At 65.7% G+C, this 21,449-nt stretch carries 21 protein-coding genes; 13 read left to right on the top strand and 8 right to left on the bottom strand.

Features of this window, described 5'->3' with window-relative positions:
• Positions 1-25: 25 nt before the first annotated feature.
• From ACU4IU_RS08865 to ACU4IU_RS08855, 3 genes are all read right to left on the bottom strand, one after another.
• Positions 26-1,279 carry an RNA polymerase sigma factor gene (locus tag ACU4IU_RS08865; RefSeq protein ID WP_446656481.1) on the bottom strand — a complete coding sequence of 418 codons (1,254 nt, stop codon included), beginning with the start codon at positions 1,277-1,279 and terminating at the stop codon, positions 26-28.
• 10 nt (positions 1,280-1,289) lie between these two features.
• Complete coding sequence (locus ACU4IU_RS08860) at positions 1,290-1,724, bottom strand: YciI family protein (protein WP_376905164.1); 435 nt, start codon at positions 1,722-1,724, stop codon at positions 1,290-1,292.
• Positions 1,725-1,862: 138 nt separating this feature from the next.
• On the bottom strand, positions 1,863-3,236 hold the full coding sequence (locus tag ACU4IU_RS08855) for an FAD-binding oxidoreductase (protein ID WP_446656480.1): 1,374 nt from the start codon (positions 3,234-3,236) through the stop codon (positions 1,863-1,865).
• Positions 3,237-3,408: 172 nt separating this feature from the next.
• On the opposite strand from ACU4IU_RS08855, the gene ACU4IU_RS08850 reads away from it, so the two are divergent.
• From ACU4IU_RS08850 to ACU4IU_RS08835, 4 genes are all read left to right on the top strand, one after another.
• Entirely contained in the window at positions 3,409-5,199 is a 1,791-nt protein-coding gene (locus ACU4IU_RS08850; RefSeq protein WP_446656479.1) for a bifunctional 3'-5' exonuclease/DNA polymerase, read from the top strand.
• 132 nt (positions 5,200-5,331) lie between these two features.
• Entirely contained in the window at positions 5,332-6,411 is a 1,080-nt protein-coding gene (locus ACU4IU_RS08845; RefSeq protein WP_446656478.1) for an NAD(P)-dependent alcohol dehydrogenase, read from the top strand.
• Between the two features lie 156 nt (positions 6,412-6,567).
• Positions 6,568-7,035: a VanZ family protein gene (locus ACU4IU_RS08840; RefSeq protein ID WP_258041814.1), complete on the top strand. Its 468-nt coding sequence runs from the start codon at positions 6,568-6,570 to the stop codon at positions 7,033-7,035.
• Between the two features lie 80 nt (positions 7,036-7,115).
• Entirely contained in the window at positions 7,116-7,589 is a 474-nt protein-coding gene (locus ACU4IU_RS08835) for a VanZ family protein (RefSeq protein WP_181271182.1), read from the top strand.
• Between the two features lie 81 nt (positions 7,590-7,670).
• Here the strand turns inward: ACU4IU_RS08835 and ACU4IU_RS08830 are convergent, their stop codons facing one another.
• Positions 7,671-8,153: a MarR family winged helix-turn-helix transcriptional regulator gene (locus tag ACU4IU_RS08830; protein ID WP_446656477.1), complete on the bottom strand. Its 483-nt coding sequence runs from the start codon at positions 8,151-8,153 to the stop codon at positions 7,671-7,673.
• A 98-nt stretch (positions 8,154-8,251) separates the two neighbouring features.
• Between ACU4IU_RS08830 and ACU4IU_RS08825 the strand changes: the two genes are divergently transcribed.
• Positions 8,252-8,677: a VOC family protein gene (locus ACU4IU_RS08825; protein WP_139467663.1), complete on the top strand. Its 426-nt coding sequence runs from the start codon at positions 8,252-8,254 to the stop codon at positions 8,675-8,677.
• On the opposite strand, the gene ACU4IU_RS08820 is transcribed toward ACU4IU_RS08825, so the two are convergent.
• The 4 genes from ACU4IU_RS08820 to ACU4IU_RS08805 form a co-directional block, all read right to left on the bottom strand.
• Positions 8,678-9,109 carry a YdeI/OmpD-associated family protein gene (locus tag ACU4IU_RS08820; protein WP_446656476.1) on the bottom strand — a complete coding sequence of 144 codons (432 nt, stop codon included), beginning with the start codon at positions 9,107-9,109 and terminating at the stop codon, positions 8,678-8,680.
• A 45-nt stretch (positions 9,110-9,154) separates the two neighbouring features.
• Entirely contained in the window at positions 9,155-10,126 is a 972-nt protein-coding gene (locus ACU4IU_RS08815; RefSeq protein ID WP_446656475.1) for a methyltransferase family protein, read from the bottom strand.
• Positions 10,123-11,019, bottom strand: a complete 897-nt coding sequence (locus ACU4IU_RS08810) for a PhzF family phenazine biosynthesis protein (protein ID WP_446656474.1) — start codon at positions 11,017-11,019, stop codon at positions 10,123-10,125. Before ACU4IU_RS08810 ends, ACU4IU_RS08815 begins: the two co-directional genes overlap by 4 nt.
• 118 nt (positions 11,020-11,137) lie before the next feature.
• Entirely contained in the window at positions 11,138-12,325 is a 1,188-nt protein-coding gene (locus ACU4IU_RS08805; protein WP_139467667.1) for an ROK family transcriptional regulator, read from the bottom strand.
• A 95-nt stretch (positions 12,326-12,420) separates the two neighbouring features.
• Here ACU4IU_RS08805 and ACU4IU_RS08800 point away from each other — a divergent pair, with 95 nt between their 5' ends.
• The 8 genes from ACU4IU_RS08800 to ACU4IU_RS08765 all read left to right on the top strand — a co-directional run bounded on the left by ACU4IU_RS08800 (position 12,421) and on the right by ACU4IU_RS08765 (position 21,423).
• Positions 12,421-13,521, top strand: a complete 1,101-nt coding sequence (locus ACU4IU_RS08800) for a Gfo/Idh/MocA family protein (protein WP_139467668.1) — start codon at positions 12,421-12,423, stop codon at positions 13,519-13,521.
• Positions 13,522-13,540: 19 nt separating this feature from the next.
• A complete protein-coding gene (locus ACU4IU_RS08795; RefSeq protein WP_139467669.1) occupies positions 13,541-15,055 on the top strand; it encodes a sugar ABC transporter ATP-binding protein in 1,515 nt (504 codons plus the stop codon).
• Positions 15,052-16,137 carry an ABC transporter permease gene (locus ACU4IU_RS08790; protein WP_139467670.1) on the top strand — a complete coding sequence of 362 codons (1,086 nt, stop codon included), beginning with the start codon at positions 15,052-15,054 and terminating at the stop codon, positions 16,135-16,137. The genes ACU4IU_RS08795 and ACU4IU_RS08790 overlap by 4 nt, the downstream gene beginning before the upstream one ends.
• Positions 16,137-17,282: an ABC transporter permease gene (locus ACU4IU_RS08785; RefSeq protein ID WP_374990283.1), complete on the top strand. Its 1,146-nt coding sequence runs from the start codon at positions 16,137-16,139 to the stop codon at positions 17,280-17,282. Before ACU4IU_RS08790 ends, ACU4IU_RS08785 begins: the two co-directional genes overlap by 1 nt.
• Before the next feature lie 16 nt (positions 17,283-17,298).
• Positions 17,299-18,516, top strand: coding sequence for a substrate-binding domain-containing protein (locus tag ACU4IU_RS08780; RefSeq protein ID WP_180345541.1), 1,218 nt, complete (start codon positions 17,299-17,301; stop codon positions 18,514-18,516).
• A 22-nt stretch (positions 18,517-18,538) separates the two neighbouring features.
• Positions 18,539-19,498, top strand: a complete 960-nt coding sequence (locus ACU4IU_RS08775) for a sugar phosphate isomerase/epimerase family protein (RefSeq protein ID WP_139467671.1) — start codon at positions 18,539-18,541, stop codon at positions 19,496-19,498.
• Complete coding sequence (locus ACU4IU_RS08770; protein WP_446656473.1) at positions 19,495-20,508, top strand: sugar phosphate isomerase/epimerase family protein; 1,014 nt, start codon at positions 19,495-19,497, stop codon at positions 20,506-20,508. The genes ACU4IU_RS08775 and ACU4IU_RS08770 overlap by 4 nt, the downstream gene beginning before the upstream one ends.
• Positions 20,509-20,673: 165 nt before the next feature.
• On the top strand, positions 20,674-21,423 hold the full coding sequence (locus ACU4IU_RS08765; protein ID WP_259358075.1) for a M50 family metallopeptidase: 750 nt from the start codon (positions 20,674-20,676) through the stop codon (positions 21,421-21,423).
• Positions 21,424-21,449 lie beyond the last annotated feature (26 nt).

The following is a 21,449-nucleotide window of genomic DNA, read 5'->3' as shown; positions in this document are numbered from 1 at the left end:
TCCCGAAGACGAGGTGACGTCCGTCTCAGGTGGGTCCTGCCGAGAGGTACTCGCGTTCGGCCGGGTCGGTGGTCAGGTCGAGCGCCCGCCGGCGGGCGGTGGCCGCCTCGTCTGTGCGGCCGAGGCGGGTGAGCAGATGAGCCCGCAGCACCCAGGCAGGTTGGAAGGCGGAGACGCGCTTATCGTCTTGGCCGTCCGGGTCGAAGCCCAGCGCGTCGAGTGCGGCCAGTCCCGTCTCGGGGCCGTCGACCTCGGCGAGGACGGCCGCTCGGGAGACCGACCCGCCGAGACTCGGGGCTACCTGCGCGAGATCGTCGTGGAGGCGCAGCAGCATCGGCCAGTCCGTGGATCCGGTGCGGATTCCGGCCATATGGAGGAGTTGGATGGCCGCCTCGAGTCCGAATCGGCCGACGTGTCCGCAGCGGTGGACGTTGACGAGGTGGCGCTCGCCCGCCTCGGTGAGAGTTCCGTCCCAGCGGTCCGGGTCTTGGTCGGTCAGGGGCACGAATCGTCCGTCGCCGCTGCGACGAGCGGGGAACCGGGCTGCGGAGAGGTGGATGAGGGCGGCCAGTCCGTGGGATTCGCCGTCACCGGGGCAGAGTTCGGCCACGAGGCGGGACAGGTACAGGGCCTCGCCGATCATGCCCTCCCGTGGCTGCGCGGCCGCCTGAGCCCATTCGATGGCGAATGCCCCGTAGATCGCCTCAAACACATCGGGCAGACGGGACTCGAGGTCGAGACGGTCGGGACTGCCGAAGGCGACACCGAGACCGGCAACACGCTTCTTCGCCCTGGTCAGACGGGCAGAGACGGTGGCGGCGGGCAGGGCCATGGCCGCCGCGATCTGTTTTGCCGTCATTCCCATCACCGCCGAGAGCATGAGCAGCGGCCGGGCGGGAGGATCGATGTCCGGGTGTGCGCAGGCGGCGAGGAGTTCGAGCCGGCGGTCGGGCAGGGCGTCAGGGTCGTGATGGGCAGGGTCGGTGCCGGCGTCGATGCGGTCGATCGTCTCCTCATCGAGGGCCGTCGAGGTCCGTGCCGCCGCCGATCTCCACACGTCCCGGCGGGCATTGAGAGCCACCCGGTAGAGCCAGCCCTCGGAATTGGAAGGAGGACCTTGGGCCCGCCACGCGGTCACGGCACGTTCGAGGGCGGTGGACAGCGCATCCTCGGCGCCGGAGATATCACCGTCGGCGGCCGCGATGAGCGCGATGATCCTGCCCCAGCCGTCCTGGGACAGGATCATCGCGCGCTCGGCAGGATCGGCGGACTCGATCATCGGCGAGCGATCAGGAGGAGCCGTCCGGGCGGGACGGGCATTCGCCGGGTCGGGTCGGCTCGTCACCCGGTCGGGTCCAGGTGCCGTCGACGAACGAAGTCGCCGCGGGTCGGACCTCGATGGTGCCGTAGCTCGTGCCGGGGAACTTCTCGGCCCAGGCCAGGGCCGCCTCGATGTCGGGGACGTCGATGACGACGATCCCGGCCAGGGCCTCCTTCGCCGCGGCGAAGGGCCCATCCTCGATGACGACTTCTCCGGTCCTGCGGGTCACGGTCTTCGTCTCGGAGTGGGGTGCGAGCATCTCCCAGGCGACGACGACCCCGGCCGAGGTCAGCGCCTGGCCGAAGTCGTCCATGAGGCGCATCATCTCCTGGAAGTCCTCTTCGGTGGGGGCAGGGCCGTCGGCTCCGGGCTCGGGTGCGTGGAAGATCAGTGAATAGCGCATGGTTCGCTCCGTTCTGTGTGCGGCGGCCGGATTTCGGCCGCTCACAGAGAAGACGATCGAATCGACGCCGATTCGACAGCTGTGCAGAATTCTTCCACGAATCCCCTCCGCCGAGGCGGTCCCGACCCAGCCGAACCCTCAGACGAGTCCGGTGTAGACCGATCCCGGGTTGAAGATGTTGTCCGGGTCGAGGGCTTGCTTGATCCGGTGGTTGAGCTCCATGACGTCTTCGCCGAGGTAGGGCGCGAGCCACGGTGCCTTGAGTCGGCCGACGCCGTGCTCACCGGTGATCGTCCCGCCCAGCCCCGTGGCCAGGTCCATGACTTCGCCGTAGGCGATCTGCGCGCGCTTCTGCTGTTCCTCATCCTTGGGATCGAGGACGAGCAGCGGATGCGTGTTGCCGTCGCCGGCGTGCGCGATGACGGCGATCGTCACTTGGCGTTCGGCCGCGATCTTCTCGATGCCGAGGACCAGGTCGCCGAGCTTCGGCAGCGGAACCCCGACGTCCTCGAGCAGCAGAGCACCCTTCTTCTCCACGGCCGGGATCGCGATCCGGCGGGCCGTGACGAAGGCTTCGCCCTCGTCGGGGTCGGCAGTGAGATAGCACTCTGAGGCAGAGTTGCTGTTGCAGATCTCCTCGATGATCTTCGCCTGCACAGTGCAGTGTTCGCCGGGTTCGTCGGACTGGATGACGAGCATGCCTTCGGCCTCACGGTCGAGCCCCATCTTCAGCTCATCCTCGACGGCGTTGATCGAGGGCTTGTCCATGAACTCGAGCATCGAGGGTCGCATGGCCTTCGCGATCTCGAGCACGGCGTTCGTGGCATCGGCGAGCCTCGGGAACATCGCGACGACAGTCGTCGGGGGCAACTGGGCGGGAATGAGCCGCAGGGTCACCTCGGTGATCACGCCCAAGGTCCCCTCGGAACCGACGAAGAGCTTCGTCAGCGGCAGACCCGCGACGTCCTTGAGCCTCGGGCCGCCGAGTTTGACCGCCCGTCCATCGGCGAGGACGACGGTCATGCCGAGTACATAGTCCGTTGTCACACCGTATTTCACGCAGCACAGGCCGCCGGCGTTCGTGGCGATGTTGCCGCCGATGGAGCAGAACTCGAAGGACGAGGGGTCCGGCGGGTACCACAGGCCGTGTTCGGCCGCGGCGGCCTTGACCTCGGCATTGAAGGCGCCCGGCTGGACCGTGGCCATGCGGGTGACGGGATCGATGCTGATCTCGCGCATCTTGTCCAGGGACAGCACGATTCCGCCGGCGATCGCGGAGCTGCCGCCCGATAGGCCGGATCCGGCGCCGCGGGGCACGATCGGGACCTTCGCCTCGGCGGCGATGCGCACCACCGTCTGCACCTCCTCGGTGGTCCTCACCCGGACCACGGCGGCAGGCACCCCGGCATCGGGGTCGTTCGCGCGGTCCCAGCGGTAGGCGTCCATCGAATCGGGATCGGTGATGACGGCTTCGGCCGGCAGAGCGGAGGTGAGGGAGGAGACAACGTCCATGTTGTGTGTCTGACCTTTCGAGCGGAGTTCGGCACCCGGAGTTCGCTCTCGACGTTACCAGGATCACGTTCGCCGCAGGCGGTCGGGTTCAGGCTGCGGACGGGCTGGCAGCCACGGTGCGGACGGGCGATCGGAAGACCGTCCGAGCGGGCCCGCGGCGTAGGCTGGATCCATGACCTCCGCCCTCGCTCAGCGGCCCGCCGCCTGCTTGCTCGGAACCGTGCCCGGAACCGGGTTCGAGGGGCAGCGGTTCGGAATCGCCGACCTCGACAGCGCAGGTCAGGAGATCGGTCGGATCGACCTCGCCGAGGCGGACCTGCCCGATTTCGTCCGTGACCGTGAGGGCGGAGCCGGGGGAGATCCGAGCGAACCGGGCGGAGCCCGCCCCCGCTGGGTCCTCAGCGACACCGCGAAATGGTGCCCCCCGCTGCTCGCGGCCGGGGTGAGCCTCGAGCGCTGCCACGATCTGCGCTTGGCTCATGCGATCCTCGCCCGCTCCGAACTCGTCACCGCACCGGAGGCGGTGCGCGCCGCCTCCGAATGGGACGCCGCGCCCGCCGACGCCGCCGCACCCGAACAGGCGGCCGCTCTGTTCGACGTCGATGCCGGGCGCGGATTCATCCCACAGGTTCCGCACGATCTCGAGGCGGCTCTGGCCGAATATGCCCGTCAGACCGCGGCGATCGAGACCGCAGGCGATCCGGGCCGACTGCGGCTGCTGCTCGCAGCCGAATCGGCGGGAGGACTCGTCGCCGCGGAGATGCGCGCGGCAGGCGTGCCCTGGGACGAAGCCGAACATGATCGGAAACTGACCGAACTGCTCGGTCCCCGGCCGATCCGCGACGGGAAGCCTCAGAAGATGCTGGCCAAGGCCGAGGAGGTCCGCGCGGCCCTTGAGGATCCGCGGGTCAACCTCGATTCGCCGAACCGGCTGCTCGCGTCGCTGCGCAATGCCGGCATCAACGTCGCCTCGACCTCGAAATGGGAGCTGCAGACGAGCGAACATCCGGCGATCGCGCCCCTGCTCGAGTACAAGAAGATGGCCCGACTGCTGTCGGCCAACGGCTGGCACTGGCTCGACGAATGGGTTGATGACGGACGGTACCGACCCGTGTACGTGCCCGGCGGGGTCGTCACCGGCAGGTGGGCGGCCAGCGGGGGAGGGGCCCTGCAGATCCCGCGGCAGCTGCGTCCGGCCCTGCGTGCCGACGAGGGATGGCGGCTCGTCTCCGCCGATGTCGCCCAACTAGAACCCCGGGCGCTCGCCGCCATGTCCGGAGACCGGGCGATGGCCGCGGCCGGATTCGGCCGCGATCTCTACTCCGGGCTCGTCGACGCCGGTGTCGTAGCTACCCGGCAGGAGGCGAAGATCGCGGTGCTCGGGGCGATGTACGGATCGACGACCGGGGAGGCCGGAGCCCTGGTGCCGCGTCTGCGGCAGAATTTCCCCGCCGCCATGCACCTCGTCGATTCCGCCGCCGAGGCGGGCCGACAGGGAGGAGTCGTGTCCACCTGGTTGGGTCGGACCTCCCCACCTCCTGGCGAGGGGTGGCAGAGACTGCAGAGGGCGGCGAACCGCTTCGACGCCACCGGTGCCGATGAGCAGCGGGCCAGGCGGGCCGCCGGCGACCAGGGACGATTCACCCGCAACTTCGTCGTTCAGGGCACAGCGGCCGAATGGGCGCTGGCCTGGCTGGCCGACCTGCGGCTGCGCCTGGCGCGGCTGCGGGAGATCGAGGCGACATCAGAGGCGACCGCCTCGGGGCCAGTGTTCTCCCGCCGTGCTCACCTCGTGTTCTTCCTCCACGATGAGGTCATCGTCCACGCCCCGACCGAGCAGGCCGAGGACGCGGCGGAGGCGATCAGGGCGGCGGCCGCCTCGGCGGGTCGACTGCTGTTCGGAGATGCCCCCGTCGATTTCCCCCTCGATCTGAGCATCGGTGAGCGCGCGATCAAGGACTGAGCCGTTCGATGGGGCCGAATGAAGGACTGAGCGGATTTACGAAGAATAAGTCCATGTGCATGGAATAGACTGCGAGTCGCAAGCGCTGGACGATGTGGCCCAGCAACGGATACGCAAGTCCAAGGAGATCACATGAGCATCAGCGTCAAGGCACTGCAGAAGACCGGCCACGATCAGCCGTTCCGCGTGGCCGCCATCGAACGCCGGGATCCCCGACCCGATGACGTCGTCATCGACATCAAGGCTGCAGGCATCTGCCACAGCGACATCCACACCATCCGCAACGAATGGGGCGAGGCGCACTTCCCGCTCACCGTCGGCCACGAGATCGCCGGCGTCGTCGAGGCCGTCGGTTCCGATGTCACTGATTGGAAGGTCGGCGACCGCGTGGGCGTGGGCTGCATGGTGAACTCGTGCGGCGAGTGCGAGGAATGCCGGGCCGGTCAGGAGCAGAACTGCCTGAACGGCAACGTCGGAACGTACAACGTCGAAGACGTCGACGGCACGATCACCCAGGGCGGATACGCACAGAAGGTCGTCGTCAACGAACGCTTCGTCTGCCGGATCCCCGATGCGCTCGACTTCGACGTCGCCGCCCCGCTGCTGTGCGCGGGCATCACCACCTATGCACCGCTCAACCGCTGGGGCGCCGGTGAGAAGAAGAACGGCGCTCCCAAGCAGGTCGCCGTGCTCGGACTCGGCGGACTCGGCCACATGGGTGTGCAGATCGCCGCGGCCATGGGCGCGCAAGTGACCGTCCTCTCGCGCACACTGAAGAAAGAAGCAGCGGCACTGGAACTCGGCGCGCAGCGGATGCTCGCCACCACCGACGAGAACTTCTTCTCCGACCACGCCGGCGAGTTCGACCTCATCCTCAACACGATCAGCGCCGATATCCCCGTCAACCGCTACCTGCGACTGCTGGGGCCGCGCGGGGTCATGGCCGTCGTCGGTCTGCCGCCGGAGAAGCAGGAGTTCTCCTTCGGTGCCGTCATCGGCGGGGCCAAGGCCATCGCCGGCTCGAACATCGGCGGCATCGCCGAGACCCAGGAAATGCTCGACTTCTGCGCCGAACACGGCATCGCCGCGAAGATCGAGACGATCCCCGTCACCGAGGCGGACGCCGCCTACGACCGGGTCGTGGCCGGAGACGTGCAGTTCCGAGTCGTCATCGACACCGCGAGCTTCGATGATGTCGAGGCCGTCGCCTGATTCAGCTCGTCCGATTCGCCTCGTCCGAATCCCGGGCGTGAGACCGCAATGGTCGAGGGATTCCCGCAATCGATGCGGGAATCCCTCGACCCTCATGCCGCAGGCGGGCACAATGAGACCGGGTCGAGGGACTGGCGGTCGAGGGACAGGGGAACGATGACGGGCACGAGGCGACAGCTGCGGACGGTGCCCCTGGCGCTGCTCATCCTCTACACGGTCTTCATCGGCCTCGTCACGCTCACACCCAACCAGATGGACACAGGCCCCGGCTCGTTCATCGCAGGACTGCTCGAGTTCCTCGCCTCCCACCGGATGACCGCATGGATCAGCTTTGACATCCTCGAGAAGCTCGCGAACGTCGGAATGTTCATTCCCTTCGGCCTGCTGGTGGCCCTCCAGTGCGGCCGCAGCCGCTGGTGGGTCGGCTGGGTCGCGGGCATCGCCTTCACGTGCCTCATCGAGGGCACTCAGGCGACCCTGCTCTCACCTACGCGCTTCGCCACGATCAGCGATCTCGTCACGAACAGCCTCGGTGCCGGCATCGGGGCTGTGGTCGGACTCATCGTCATGAGGATCTGGCCGCCGAGGATGGACGTCGTTCCCGTCGACCATGAGGTTCGTTGACAGATCGTGAGGTCCGGTGAGAGCCGGGTCATATCCGCATCTGAGGATGTGCCCAGGATTCGGTCGTAAGTTGGGCGGTGATGACCGATCGTGATCAGCGCACAGTCGGTGCGCCGCTGGCTCTTCTCGTCCTCTACACACTCTTCATCGCCGCCATCACGCTGACCCCGCAGCAGATGGGCACCGGCCCGGACACTCTCATCGGGCACGCACTCGACCTCTTCGCCGCTCACCGGGAGACCGCCTGGCTGACCTATGAACGGGTCGAGAAGCTCGGCAATGTGGCGATGTTCATTCCCTTCGGATTCCTCGCGGCCCTGCACTTCGGGCGCCGACGGTGGTGGCTCGGATTCCTTTTCGGCGCGGGTTTCAGCGCCGCCATCGAGATCTTCCAAGGCACCGTGCTCACTCAGTCCCGCTTCGCCACGCTCAGCGATCTCGTCACGAACACTCTCGGCGCCGGCATCGGCGCAATCCTCGGCCTGTGCTGCCTGGCCGCATGGCCGAAACGGTCGAGGAGGAGGGAATCGGACAAGGAGCTCGCGCCGGTGTAGGTCCGATCACATCGGTCCAGGGCCCTGGTTGTCCGCCGGTCTTCCAGTCGTCCTATCGGTGACCGCTCGATCTCCCGGCCCTCAGCCGTCCTCGGCTTCTTCGAGGGCCGCGATGCACCGGCCGAGCGCCTCGGTGACCATCGTCCGAGTCTCATCATCGAGCGGCGAGACCATGCGAGCGGAGACCGCCTCGACGCGGGAGACGGCCTGATCGAGCACCTCAACGCCTGCCGAGGTGAGACGTGTGGGCAGGACTCGACCGGATTCGGCCGTGGCCGGCCTCTTGATCAGTCCCCGTTCCTGGAGGCCGCGCACCAGCGTATTCATCGTCTGCCGGGTGACGAAGGCGCCGCGCGCGAGCTCGGAATTCGACGCCCCCGGCCTCCGGCGCAGCTGTTCGAGGCAGTTGTACTGCGGGGTGGTCAGCTCCAACGGCCGCAGCGTCTCGTCCATTGTCGACCGCAGCGCCGACTGCAGATGCTTGAGCTGATAGCCGAGCAGCGACTCGAGTTCCACCGGCTCTTCGCAGGTTTCCGCATTGTGATCCTCTGACCCTTGACTCATGTAAGTATTCTGACATACATTTATCGATGTCAGAATACTGACATGTGACAAAGGCGGCTCTCCATGAAAGGGAGGGATGCCGAGAGAAGGGAACGAACATGAATGCATCGACGACCGATACAGTGAAAGCCGGCACCACGAGCACCGAGGAGACCGGCACCGTGAGCGGTCCGGACTTCATCGCCTTGCAGGTCCGAGACGTGGAAGCGGCCGCACAGTTCTACGAATCGCGGCTCGGCCTCACCCGTGCCCCGGCTGCCCCTCCCGGAGCGGTCGTCTTCACGACTTCGCCGATCCCCTTCGCCGTGCGCGAGCCGCTGCCCGGCGTCGACCTCGACTCCGGCGACCGTCCGGGAAACGGGGTGGCACTGTGGCTGAGGTGCGATGATGCTCAGGCGCTGCACGATTCCCTCGCCGAGGCGGGGGTGGAGATCCTCCGGGCGCCCGCTCCCAGCCCCTTCGGGCTGACCTTCGCCTTCGCCGATCCCGACGGCTATGCGGTGACCCTGCACGACGCAGGGTGATCAGCCGAGCGAGTCGACGATCTTCTTGATCCGGCGATCGCGGGTCTCCTCGGCCTTCGCCGAAGTCACCTGCCGCACATGCTCCTTGCGCTTCGACGGTGCGAGCGCATCGAACGCCGCGCGGACACCGGCGGCGGCGAGCGCCTCGGCGAGGGAATCGGGAACCGGGGTCTCCCGGTTCGAGGTGTCGTGTGTCAGCGTCACCTCGTGGGTCTCACCGCCGGCGACGCCGATCTTCTCCCGGTGCTCCTTGGCGAGCGGGAGCAGGTACTTCCCACCCATCACCGCGGTCGTCGAGGGATAGGAATAGCCTTCGATCGTGACGATGACCGGGACCCGCTTGCCCACGCCGAAGCCGAGCACGATGTCCTCGGGAACTTCGATGCCGACGTTGTTGCCGAGTTTCAGGAGTTCAGTGGTGAACGTGACCATGCGGCCTCCTCGGTGAGTGGATGGTCTTGACCGAGCGTGGGCCGATCAGTCCTCGTCGACAAGGTCGGGAGCGGTTTCGGCGGTCGAGAAGGTCGGCCACCAGCAGCGCACGCGCTTGGCGTAGTCGCGGTATTCGTCGCCGAAGCGCTCCAGCAGGTCGGTCTCCTCGTGGGGGCGGATGAGCCAGTTCCACAGCAGTGAGCCGATGAGCGCGTACACGACGACGAGCCACGAACCGATGAGCAGACCCATCGCCATGCCCTGGACGAGGCCGGCGATGGCCATCGGATTGCGGACGAAGGCGTAGGGGCCGCGGGCGACGAGGTGGTGGGCCATCTGCGAGGGCAGCGGGGTGCCGGAGCCGAAGTTCGCGATCGCGCGGGCTGACCAGACGCCGATGACGCTGGAGATGGCGAGCAGGGCGAAACCGACGACGACCAGGAGGATCGGGAACTTGTAGGCGAGGTTCCAGCGGTCTTCGAAGGCATTGATGATGACCGGGATGATGATGAGGAAGACGCCCCAGAACACGACGATCTGGATGGTGGTCCGCATCAGCAGGCGGGACCGGATGCGGGTATGCGAACTGTGGAACGCGAAGGGCCCGACCAGGAGCTTCTCGGACGGGATGCGGCCGACGATCATGAGCACACCGGCAAGGAGGCTGCCGAGTGCGGCGAGGATCATGAGGACGGCGCCGAGCCCCGCCTCGGTGGTGGCGGTTGCGTAGATGACCATGCCCAGCGCCACGAGCACGGTCCACCCGGTGGCGATCCACACCGCCCAGCGGAAATTGAGTGCCGCCAGGGCAGAACCGATGACGAAGAGGGGAATGTCGACGATCGCGATGAGCAGCGGGTCGATGCCGCCGAGAGTCGCGTCCGCCACCCCGGGAATCATCGCGGTGCCCAGCCACCATGCCGCTCCGGCGAGGGCCTGGAGGGCGAAGTACATGCGGCCGTGGAAGATGCGCAGTCGTTTCTTCGGTTTGTTCACTTCGGTGAGATGTCGATTCATGTGTGCACCGTCCCGCGGATGCAGATGGACGTGTCTCCGCCAACCCAGATCTCGTCGTTCTCGGCGGTGATGGAGATGACTCCGGAGCGGCCGAGCGCGGTTCCCTGGGTCGCGGTATAGCTGTTCGGGGCCAGGTTCTCACCGATGAGCCATTGGGCGACGGAGGCGTTGAGGCTGCCGGTCACCGGATCCTCGGCGACGCCGACTCCCGGCACGAAGGCGCGGATCTCGTACTCGTGTTCTGCCCCGTCCGGGTGGGCGCCGAGGACGCCGAGCTTCGCATCGGGGATGGCCGAGAAGTCCGGGGTGAGCGCGAGCACCTGGTCGGCGCTGGACAGTCGCACGGCCGCCCAACCGGGGCCGTTGTCGGCCCACTGGTGTCCGAGGATCTCGGCACGATCGACGCCGAGGGCGACCGCGATCTGGTCGACGTAGGCATCGTCGAGCGGTCCCGAGCGCAGTCGATCGGGGGCGGCGAAGGCGAGGGTCTCGGAGGATCCGCTGGTCGGGTCGTTGGGGCTGGCCGGGTCGGTCGGGCCGCCTCGGCGAGGGGATCTGCGGATGTCGACGAGGCCGGCACCGCACTCCTGGACGATACGGTCCTCGTGCTTCGGGGCGCCGCCGGCGTCGAGCCAGGCCGCGGCCGAACCGAGCGTGGGGTGGCCGGCGAAGGGCAGTTCTCGATGCGGGGTGAAGATGCGCAGACGGTAGTCGGCGGTGGGGTCGTCGGGCGGGAGGATGAAGGTGGTCTCGGACAGGTTCGTCCAGTTCGCGATGCGGGCCATCTGCTCCTCATCGAGGCCATCGGCGTCGACGATGACCGCGACGGGGTTGCCGTGGAAGGGCACGGCAGAGAAGACATCGACCTGGGCGAATCGGCGGTGCTGTGACAATGACACTCCTTCGCGAGTTGCGGACCACGCTGCGAGCGGGGGATTGCGCGGGCGCTTCTCACAGTGTAAAGGCCCAGGCCGGAGCGCCGGTGGATTGGCCCCCGGCGGCGCGGGGGTGTCAGCCGCGGAGGGCGGCGGAGATCCGCTCGGGCGACAGTGCTGCATCAATGGCCAGATGAGCCGCGCCGAGGATTGCGGCGTCTCCGGCCGCACGCGAAGGTGCGATCGTGAGGTGCTCGGTCGACAGCGGGATCGACCGTGCGTAGACGACCTCCCTCACCCCTGCGACCAGGTGTTCCGCGGCCTGCGCCATGGTCCCGCCGATGAGGATGAGCGCCGGATTCATCAGGCTCACACATGTGGTGAGCACCTCGCCGAGGTCGCGTCCGGCTTGGCGGACGGCCTGAATGGCCTGCAGGTCCCCGTCTTTGGCGAGACGGACGACATCGCCGGGTGTAGCAGCGGGAACCCCGGACTTCGTCAGGTTCAGCGCTATCGCTCGGCCGGAGGCGACTGCTTCGAGGCACCCGCGGTTGCCGCACGCGCAGGGGATGTCCGCAGCACGGGAGAGCGCAACATGCCCGATATCGCCAGCCGCACCGTGCGAGCCACGGCGCAGAGAGCCGCCGGAGATGATTCCGGCCCCGATGCCCGTGGCGACCTTGACGAAGATCAGGTCGGAGGCGTCGGGCCAGGCCGCAGTCTGCTCGCCCAATGCCATGATATTGACGTCATTGTCGACGAGGACCGGCGCCGAGAAGGTCTTCTTCAGCGCTCCGGGGAGATCGAAGCGATCCCAGCCGGGCATGATCGGAGGATTGATCGGCCTGCCGGTTGAGAACTCGACGGGACCGGGCAGACCGATTCCGATGCCGACGACCTCGTCGATGCTGCGCCCTGTCTGCTCGAGCAGCTGGAGGGCGGTGGTGGTCATCCAGTCGACGGCGTCATCGGGGCCGGTGGAGATGGCTCGCTTGGCGCGATGATCGGCGAGCAGCTCACCGGCCAGGTTCGTCACCGCGATCCTCGCATGTGAGGCCCCGAAATCAGCAGCGATGACGACGCGGGCCCGAGGATTGAAAGCGAACTGCGAGCTCGGTCGGCCGCCGGTGGAGACCGCATCATCGACCGGGGCGATGAGTCCCAGACCCAGCAGCTGTTCGATCCTGTGTGCCACCGTCGGACGAGACAAGCCCGTCGAGCGAACCAGCTCCGCACGAGTCCGCGGCCGACTGTCACGCAGCAGCTGAAACAGCCCGCCTGCATGAGACAGGTCGAAAGTATGCGGATCGGTCGCCAATGTCATCCATTCAGTAAACCACATTGCAACTTCTTAGTGACTGTGTGAAAGCTTTTGAAAAAGCATTGACAAAAGGGGTGATGCACGCAACATAATGGTGCATGGTCAATGTTGCTCATGCGGTTTCGCGGGCCCCTCGAATCGGCCTCCTCGGCGGCGGGTTCATGGGGCGCGTCCACAGTCGGGCCGCGCGGTCTGCCGGAGCCGTACTCGACAGCGTCGCGGCCTCCAGCCCATCGAGAAGCGCCGAGGTCGCCGCCGAATTGCGATTCGACCGGTCGGCGCCGGGCGCCGAGCTGTTTGAGCGAGCCCTCGACGCGATCCACATCTGCACTCCCAATGACGTCCACGCCTCGCAGTCCCTGCAAGCTCTGGACGCGGGATCGAACATCATCTGCGAGAAGCCCTTGGCCACTGATTCGACGGCCGCGCGTGCCGTGTTGGCCCGCGCCGACGAGGCTGGTCTGCTTGGGACCGTTCCATTCGTCTATCGCTACCACCCGATGGTGCGTGAGGCCCGTGCGCGCTTCCGCGAGGGTCAGGCCGGGACGCTGCTGACCGTTGATGCCGGATACCTCCAGGACTGGCTGCTCGGCTCGGGCGACGAGAACTGGCGTGTCGATTCCGAACGCGGCGGCCCGTCGCGGGCCTTCGCCGATATCGGCTCCCACCTCGTCGACCTCATCGAGTTCATCGTCGATGACCGGATATCGTCCCTGGTGGCGACCACGAGAACCGTTCATGCACGCCGAGGCGGCACCGCGGTGACCACGGAGGACACTGTGGCCGTGACCGTCGAGTTCTCCGGCGGCGCCATCGGTTCGCTGCTGGTGTCTCAGCTGGCTCCCGGACGCAAGAACGGGCTGACAGTGGAGATCGCCGGCACCGAGGCGAGCATGCGCTTCGAGCAGGAGCGGCCCGAGCAGCTGTGGTTCGGTCAGCGCGCCGACAGCCGCCTTCTCGTCCGCGACCCCGACTCCCTATTCGCCGATGCCGCGCGTCTGTGCATGGTCCCGGCGGGGCATCCGCAGGGTTACCAGGATGCGTTCAATGCCTTCGTCGCCGACTCCTATGCGCTCTTCGCCGGCGAACACCGAGAAGGAGTGCCGATGCTGTCCGATGGTCTGCGCGCTCTGCTCATCACAGAAGCCGTTCTGAAGTCTGCCGAACAGCGCTCGTGGGTCGAGATCGAGTCGCCGTGATCACCGTGGGAGCCCAGACATGAGTACAACAGGGTCGGTCCAGCCGGTGCTCTCGGCCACCGGGATCACGAAAGGCTTCTTCGGAGTCGAAGTTCTGCATGGTGTATCGCTGGACGTACACTCCGGCACCGTCCACGGTCTCGTCGGTGAGAACGGAGCAGGAAAATCCACTCTGATGAAGATCATCGCCGGCGTCCACCAGCGGGATTCCGGAGACCTGCGGATCAACGGCGAGCTCGTCGACTTCACTCATCCGGTCGAGGCCGAACGAGCCGGAGTCGCCACCGTGTTCCAGGAGTTCAACCTGCTGCCGGACCGCACCGTCGCCCAAAATGTCTTCCTCGGACGCGAACCGCATAAGTGGGGAATCGTCGATGTCGCTGCGATGAAGCGGCGGACCCAAGAGCTCCTCGACGAGCTCGACGTCACAGGAATCACCCCCGAGGCGAAAGTCGGCTGGCTGACTGTGGCCGAGCAGCAGATCGTCGAGATCATCAAAGCACTGTCTGTTGATGCGAAGGTCATCTCGATGGATGAACCTACCGCGGCGCTGTCAGACAACGAGGTGGCTGTTCTCTATCGCGTGATCGACACTCTCAAAGCCAAAGGTGTGGCGATCATCTACGTGTCGCACAGGCTGCAGGAGATCTTCGACCTCTGCGATGAGATCACCGTGTTGAAGGACGGTTCCCTGGTGGCCGGCAGACCACGAGACGAGTTCGATCATGCGAGCCTTGTGCGGGCCATGGTCGGTCGACCCATCAGCGCCTTCTTCCCGGGTCCCGAAGCGGGGACGACGATCGGAGAATCGTTGCTGGAGGTCAGCGGCGGAGGAAACGAACAGCTTGAGAGGATCGAACTCGAACTGCGTGAAGGGGAGATTCTCGGTGTCTCCGGTCTCCAAGGTTCCGGTCGGACCGAACTGCTCGAAGCGCTCTTCGGCACGCAGCCGTTCACTCGAGGCACAGTTCGCTTGTCCGGAAAGACCGGGCGGATCGGTTCCGCACGGCAGGGTGTTCGTCAGGGCCTGGCTCTGGTCACCGAAGATCGCAAAGGCACAGGTCTGGCGCTGTCCCAATCGATCGCAGACAATGTTCTGTTGGCCATTCGTGCGGTGTTTCCGTCGAGAACTGCCCGGGTGAAGTCGGAAGTCCCGTCAATACTCGAATCGCTCGAGATCATCAGCCGGGGACTCGACCAGGAAGTGCGTGCACTGTCCGGAGGCAACCAGCAGAAGGTCGTTCTTGCGAAATGGCTGGCGACCTCACCCCGGATCGTGCTCCTTGACGAACCGACCCGTGGGATCGACGTCGGAGCAAAGGTCGCCGTCTACCGACTGGTCCGAAGCCTGGCGCGCCGCGGAGTCGGCGTCATCCTCGTGTCGAGTGAGCTTCCGGAGGTCTTGGGGATGGCCGACAGGATCCTTGTGATGGCCGATGGGCGGATCGCCGGAGAGCTTCCTCCCGGTTCGAGTGAAGAGGAGGTTCTGTCGATGGCGACCGGAACCGAAGCCCAGGTGGTGACAGAACAGTGAGAACTCGTCTGCGTCGTCTCGACACCACCGCTCTGGTCTATATCGCCTTGGTCATCGTGCTCATCGTCGCCGCGATCCTCGTCTCCACAACCGGTCGCAATCTCTTCAGTCCCGGAAACATCCGCGACATCCTCACCGGTATGAGCGTGCTCGGTTTCGTGGCGATCGGACAGACGCTCGTCATCCTCGGCGCTTCCCTCGATCTGTCGGTCCCCTACGTCATGAGCCTGGCGAGCCTGATCGCTGCCCAGACCATGGACGGCAGAGACGGGATGGTGATTCCCGCAGTGCTGCTCACCGTGGCGATCACGGCACTCATCGGGCTGACCAACGGACTCTTCGTCTCGGTGCTCAAGATCCACGGCTTCGTCGCCACCCTTGGAGTCGGGTTGATGCTCAAAGGTTACTTGGACACGAACTATCAGGGCACCGAGGGTGAAGTCCCCTGGTCGTTCCAGCTCTTCGGTGCCTCGGGCATCGGTCCGGTCCCGATTTCGACGATCGTCATGCTGGCCTTGGCCGCTCTCGTTGCGTTCATCCTCGTCCGTACAACCTTCGGCCACCACCTCTTTGCCGCGGGAGGCAATGCTGAGGTCGCTCGGCTCTCGGGAGTCCGCGAACGCCTGCCGATCATCGGGGCGCATATCGGCAGTTCGGTCTGCGCAGGATTTGCGGGGCTGCTGTTGGCCAGTCGGCTGGGAGTCGGCAGCCCGACCGTCGGCTCACAAGGCACTTATGATCTGCTGTCCATCGCCGCGGTCGTGCTCGGCGGCACTGTCCTCATGGGTGGGCGAGGATCGATCTGGGGAACCATCGGCGGAGTCGCGATCTTCGCAGTCCTCGACAACCTCATGAGCGTCATGCAGTTCAATCCCTTCCTCAAAGACGTCATCCGCGGGCTCGTCATCATCGTCGCCGTCGCACTCTACGCGCGGCGCAGAATCATCGCCCGCCGCATCAGGTTCGCCCATGCACCGCAGGGTCCGAACATCTCCACCGGCAACCGCGCTGGCATCGAGACTCCACGGACTGACGACCTCGGCGAGAGGGCGGCCGTCACCGGAGAGGGGAGCAAGGCGTGATCTCCTCAACTGCGCACCCACAGTCTGCGCAAGCACAATCCGAGCTTTCACGGTCGGGGCAGGGCCGCCTCGGTGTCGGGGAACGGATTGCCGGGTTGGGCCGGCGAGCACTCGATCCGAAGGGGATCGTCGTGGTCCTCCTCATCGTCATCCTCCTTGCCATCGTCGTGCTCAACCCGAGCTTCGCCGAGCCCGGATCGCTGATGCGGTTCGTCCAGCGGGTCGCACCCATCGCCATCGTGGCGATCGGGCAGTACTTCGTCATCGTCAGCGGTGAGTTCGACCTGTCGATGGGAGCAGTCGTCACAGCTCAGGTGATGACCGTCGGTCATCTCGTGGGAGTCGATGAGTCGAAGACCGGTCCAGTGCTCTTCGTTCTCTTCGGGATCGGCATCCTCGTCGGTCTCGTCAACGGATTGGCCACGACTCTGCTGCGCGTGCCCTCCTTCATCGTCACCTTGGGCACCATGCTCATCATCCACGGTGCGATCATGTGGTGGACCGGAGGCGTGGCGACGAGCAACCCCGCGGAGAATTTCCGACAGATCGGCCGGGGCGGGTTCGAGGACATTCCGCTCATCGACTTCATTCCCTATGCGGTGCTCATCCTGGCGGCAGTGATTCTTCTGGCAGTATGGCTTTCGCGTCGTCCCTTCGGTCGGACTCTGGTCGCGATCGGAGACAACTCGGCGGCAGCGACCTTCGCCGGCACTCGGGTGTGGTGGACCAAGACTTCGGCTTTCGTGATCTCGTCACTGTCGGCCACTGTCGCCGGCGTGCTGCTGGTCGGTTTCGCCGGAGTGCATCCCTCGGTCGGGCAGGGCTACGAATTCACAGCGATCACCGCCGTCGTCCTCGGCGGAGTGGTCCTCGGAGGAGGACGAGGCACTGTCCTCGGCGCTCTCACCGGTGCATTCACTTTAGAAGCCCTGTTCACACTGCTGAACTTCACCGCGGTTCCGGCAACCATGCGCGATGCGATCCAAGGTGCGATCATCATCGCCGCAGTCGCCTATTCGGGAGTGGTCTTCGCCCGACGGCGCAGACGCGGCCGGGCCCCGACTTCGACGAACTCATTGATCACCTCGGCGGAGACCATTCCGTCGACCCCACCGGCCGGCGGCGATGGTGCCGTACGGCAATGACAGAGGAGAAACCATCATGAGAACAGGACTGAAACCAGTGCTGAGGACGGCGGTCGCGCTGGTCGGTGCCTCCGCGCTCATCGCTTTGGCCGGGTGCACAACAGACCCCACGGTGGAACCCGGCGGCGGCGAGGGCGGCGGCGAAGACTCCTCCGAGGAGTGGTTCGATCAGAAGCTCTACGATCGTCAGTTCGAAGAACGTGACGTCGTTCCCGAAGGCCCCGAGGACCAGCCGTACCTGCAGATGATCAACCCCGAGATGGGCGACACCTCGGAGTTCAAGTCCGAGGGCGGGAAGAAGATGTGCTTCGCCAATGCTTCGATCTCGAACCCCTGGCGGCAGACCGGCTGGATCACCATGAACGAACAGCTGAAGGATCTCAAGAAGAACGGTGTCATCACCGAGATGGAGACCCGCGACGCACAGGACAACGACGACACCCAGATCGCCGACATCGACTACTTCATCTCGGAAGGCGACTGCGACGGCTTCATCATCTCGCCGAACTCGACCTCGGCGATCACCCCTGCCGTTGAACGCGCCTGCAAGACCGACAAACCCGTCATCGTCTTCGACCGAGGTGTGGAAACCGATTGCGCGGTGACCTTCATCCATCCGATCGGCGGCTTCGCATGGGGCATTGACACCTCACAGTTCCTCATCGACAACCTGGAGAAGGGAGACAAGGTCGTCGCACTGCGGATTCTGCCCGGCGTCGATGTGCTCGAACAGCGGTGGGCGGCAGCTGAGAAGCTCTTCGGTGAAGCCGATATCGAGGTTGTCGACTACTTCACCGAGGGAGACCCGGCCGAGATCAAGAAGGTCGTCTCCGATGAACTCGCCAAGGGCGACGTCCAGGGCGTGTGGATGGACGCCGGCGATGGTGCCGTCTCCGCGGTCGAAGCCTTCGAGGACGCTGGGAAGGACTACCCCGTCATGACCGGCGAGGACGAGCTCAGCTTCCTGCGCAAATGGAAGGACACGGACATGACGGCACTGGCACCCGTTTACTCGAACTTCCAGTGGCGGACACCTCTGCTCGCCGCCGAGATGATCTTCAACGGTGAAGAGGTTCCGACCGAATGGGTGCTGCCGCAGAGCCCGGTCACGGCCGAGGACCTCGATGAGTACCTCGATCGGAACAAGGGAATGCCCGATGGGCACTATGCGAAGTTCGGCGGCGAGGACCTGTCCGGATTCCCTGAGGTGTGGCAGGACAGGGTCATTCCCTGATCCGTGAGAGACGAGTCGGATCATGACACGTGAGATCGGGATCAACACCTGGGTGTGGGCGTCGCCGCTGACAACCGACCGCCTCGGTGAGTTCGCCGGCCGTGCCCGCGATTTCGGGTTCGACCTGCTCGAACTTCCGGTGGAGGTGCCGGGGGACTGGGACCCCGGTGCCGCCGCCGAGGCGGTGGCCGAGTTCGGTCTGGGCGCGCGGATCGTCGGGGCGATGGGGCCCGGTCGAGACCTCATCGACCCGAGGTTCCGGCCGGATACACAGGACTACCTGCGTCGCTGCGTCGAGGTGGCCGTCCAGGTCGGTTCGCCCACCGTGGCCGGACCGTTCACGGCAGCGACCGGCCGGGTGTGGCGGATGGACAACGGGGAACGGACAGTTGTGGTTCGGACACTTCGGGAGGCTCTGCGCCCTGTGGCTGCGTTCGCGGCTGAAAGGGGCGTGACGATCGCAGTGGAGCCTCTCAACCGCTACGAGACGAGCCTCATCAACACCGTCGAGCAGGGGCTCGATGCATTGGAGCCCCTGCTGGGAGACGGTGTCGGCATCGCCCTGGACAGTTACCACCTCAATATCGAGGAACGTTCCCCGGCCGCTGCGATCCGAGCCGCCGGGCAGCACTGTCGAGTCGTACAGGTCTGCGGCAACGACCGTGGGCCAGTGGGCGGCGATCACACGGATTGGGAGGCGTTCTTCGACGCACTCGACGACATCGACTACCTCGGACCGCTCACGGTGGAGAGCTTCACCGGTGACAACGACACGATTGCCGTGGCTGCTTCGATCTGGCGGCCGTTGGCAGAGAGTCAGGACGCACTGGCGCGTTCGAGCGCCGAGTTTCTCACCGCGCTGCAGCGGGCGCGGCCAGGAGCACACCACGATGACCACTTACCTGGTCACGACAACTCATCCAGACTCGACCACCCAGCTGGGCGCGATCACTCATCAGGCACTGCAGAGGAGCAGCCATGACCGACAGTCCTCATCCCGTCACTCTCTTCACCGGGCAATGGGCCGATCTTCCGTTCGAGGAGGTGGCGCGCCTAGCCGCCTCCTGGGGCTATGACGGCTTGGAGATCGCTTGTTCCGGCGACCATCTCGACTTGGTTCGGGCCGACGAGGATCCCGCGTATCTGAAGTCGAGGCTCGAGGTCCTCGATCGGTACGGGCTCAAGACGTGGGCGATATCGAACCATCTCGCGGGTCAAGCCGTCTGCGATGATCCGATCGACTTCCGGCACCAGGCGATCGTCAGAGAGTACGTGTGGGGAGACGGCGAGGCGGAGGGGGTGCGGCAGAGAGCGGCCGAGGACATGAAGCGCGCTGCCCGTGTGGCGCGGCGTCTCGGAGTCGACACGGTCGTCGGATTCACCGGTTCGAAGATCTGGCCCTATGTCGCGATGTTCCCGCCTGTTCCGGCATCGGTCATCGAGGAGGGGTATGACGACTTCGCGAATCGGTGGAATCCGATCCTCGACGTCTTCGACGGGGAAGGGGTCAGGTTCGCCCACGAGGTCCATCCCTCGGAGATCGCCTATGACTATTGGACGACAGTCCGGGCGTTGGAGGCGATCGACCAGCGCGAGGCGTTCGGTCTCAACTGGGATCCCAGCCATCTGCTGTGGCAGGGAATCGACACCGTCGGCTTCATCACGGATTTCGCCGATCGCATCTATCACGTCGATTGCAAAGACACCCGGCTGCGGCCGCCGACCGGCAGAAGCGGAATCCTCGGTTCTCATCTGTCCTGGGGCGATCCTCGGCGAGGGTGGGATTTCGTCTCGACCGGCCATGGCGATATGCACTGGGAGGACGCGTTCCGGGCGCTCGCCTCGATCGGATACGACGGACCGATCTCCATCGAATGGGAGGACGCTGGGATGGACCGTCTTCACGGCGCCGCAGAAGCGGTCGGCCGGATCCGCGAATTGCTGTGGAAGCGACCGGAGACCTCGTTCGATGCAGCGTTCTCGAATCAATGAGGTCACTTGAGCAATCGACCAGGTGATGCTTTTCAAACCTTCGAAGCGACCGATCTCCCGAACCATGGGCACCTCGACTGCCTGAGTCATAGGAGTCCCGACCTCCCGAATCGCTGAGGAGGTCCTGAGGGTCCCGCTCAGGAGCGGTTCGTACACTGGGCCGCTATGGACTTCAAGCAGGCAACGGCGACGTGGTGGGACGCCATCACTTCGGGATTCGGGCGGCAGGACGGGCTCGAGCTCGACGTCCTCGGGCTCGTGCTCGTCATCGGAGTGCCCCTGGTCGTGACCCTGACTCCGGGGATCTGGAGGTTCTTCGGACTGTTCGTGACCTTCATCCACGAACTCGGTCACGCATTCGCCGCGCTCATGACGGGACGAGTGGTCAAGGGGATCTCGCTGAACTTCGATCATTCGGGGCAGATGAACTCCTTCGGCCGAGTCGGCTTCTCCGCCACATGGGCGGGTTTCTGGGGATATCCGGCACCGGGTGTGCTCGGACTCGTCCTGGCCACCTCGGCGGCCTTCGGTTGGGCCCCCTTGGCACTGTCTGTGGGCGCGCTGATCCTGTTGGTCGCGCTCATCTTCATCCGGAACTTCGCGGGCGCGGTCATCGCCGTGATCACGGCGATCGCGGCGCAGCTCGTCGTCGTGTTCCTGCCGCTGGAGTGGATCTCGGTCTTCGTCGCCGCGCTCGGCACGGCGCTGACGATCGGGTCGCTCAAGGACCTCGTCAAGGTCATCCGCGTCCATACGCGCCGGCGCCATGTGCAGCAGTCCGATGCCTATATCCTCGCGCAGGGCTCGGCCTTGCCCGCCGGTGCCTGGCTGACGCTGTTTGCGCTGGTCATCATCGTCTGCGCGCTCGCCACCGCGCGGGTGCTGTATACGGCGGTGGCGGTCGGCGCGGTGTGATTGGGACTCTCTTCGTTTCCTGAGCT

The organism is Brevibacterium sp. CSND-B09, from assembly GCF_052906525.1.
This window is presented reverse-complemented; position numbering and strand designations above follow the sequence as displayed.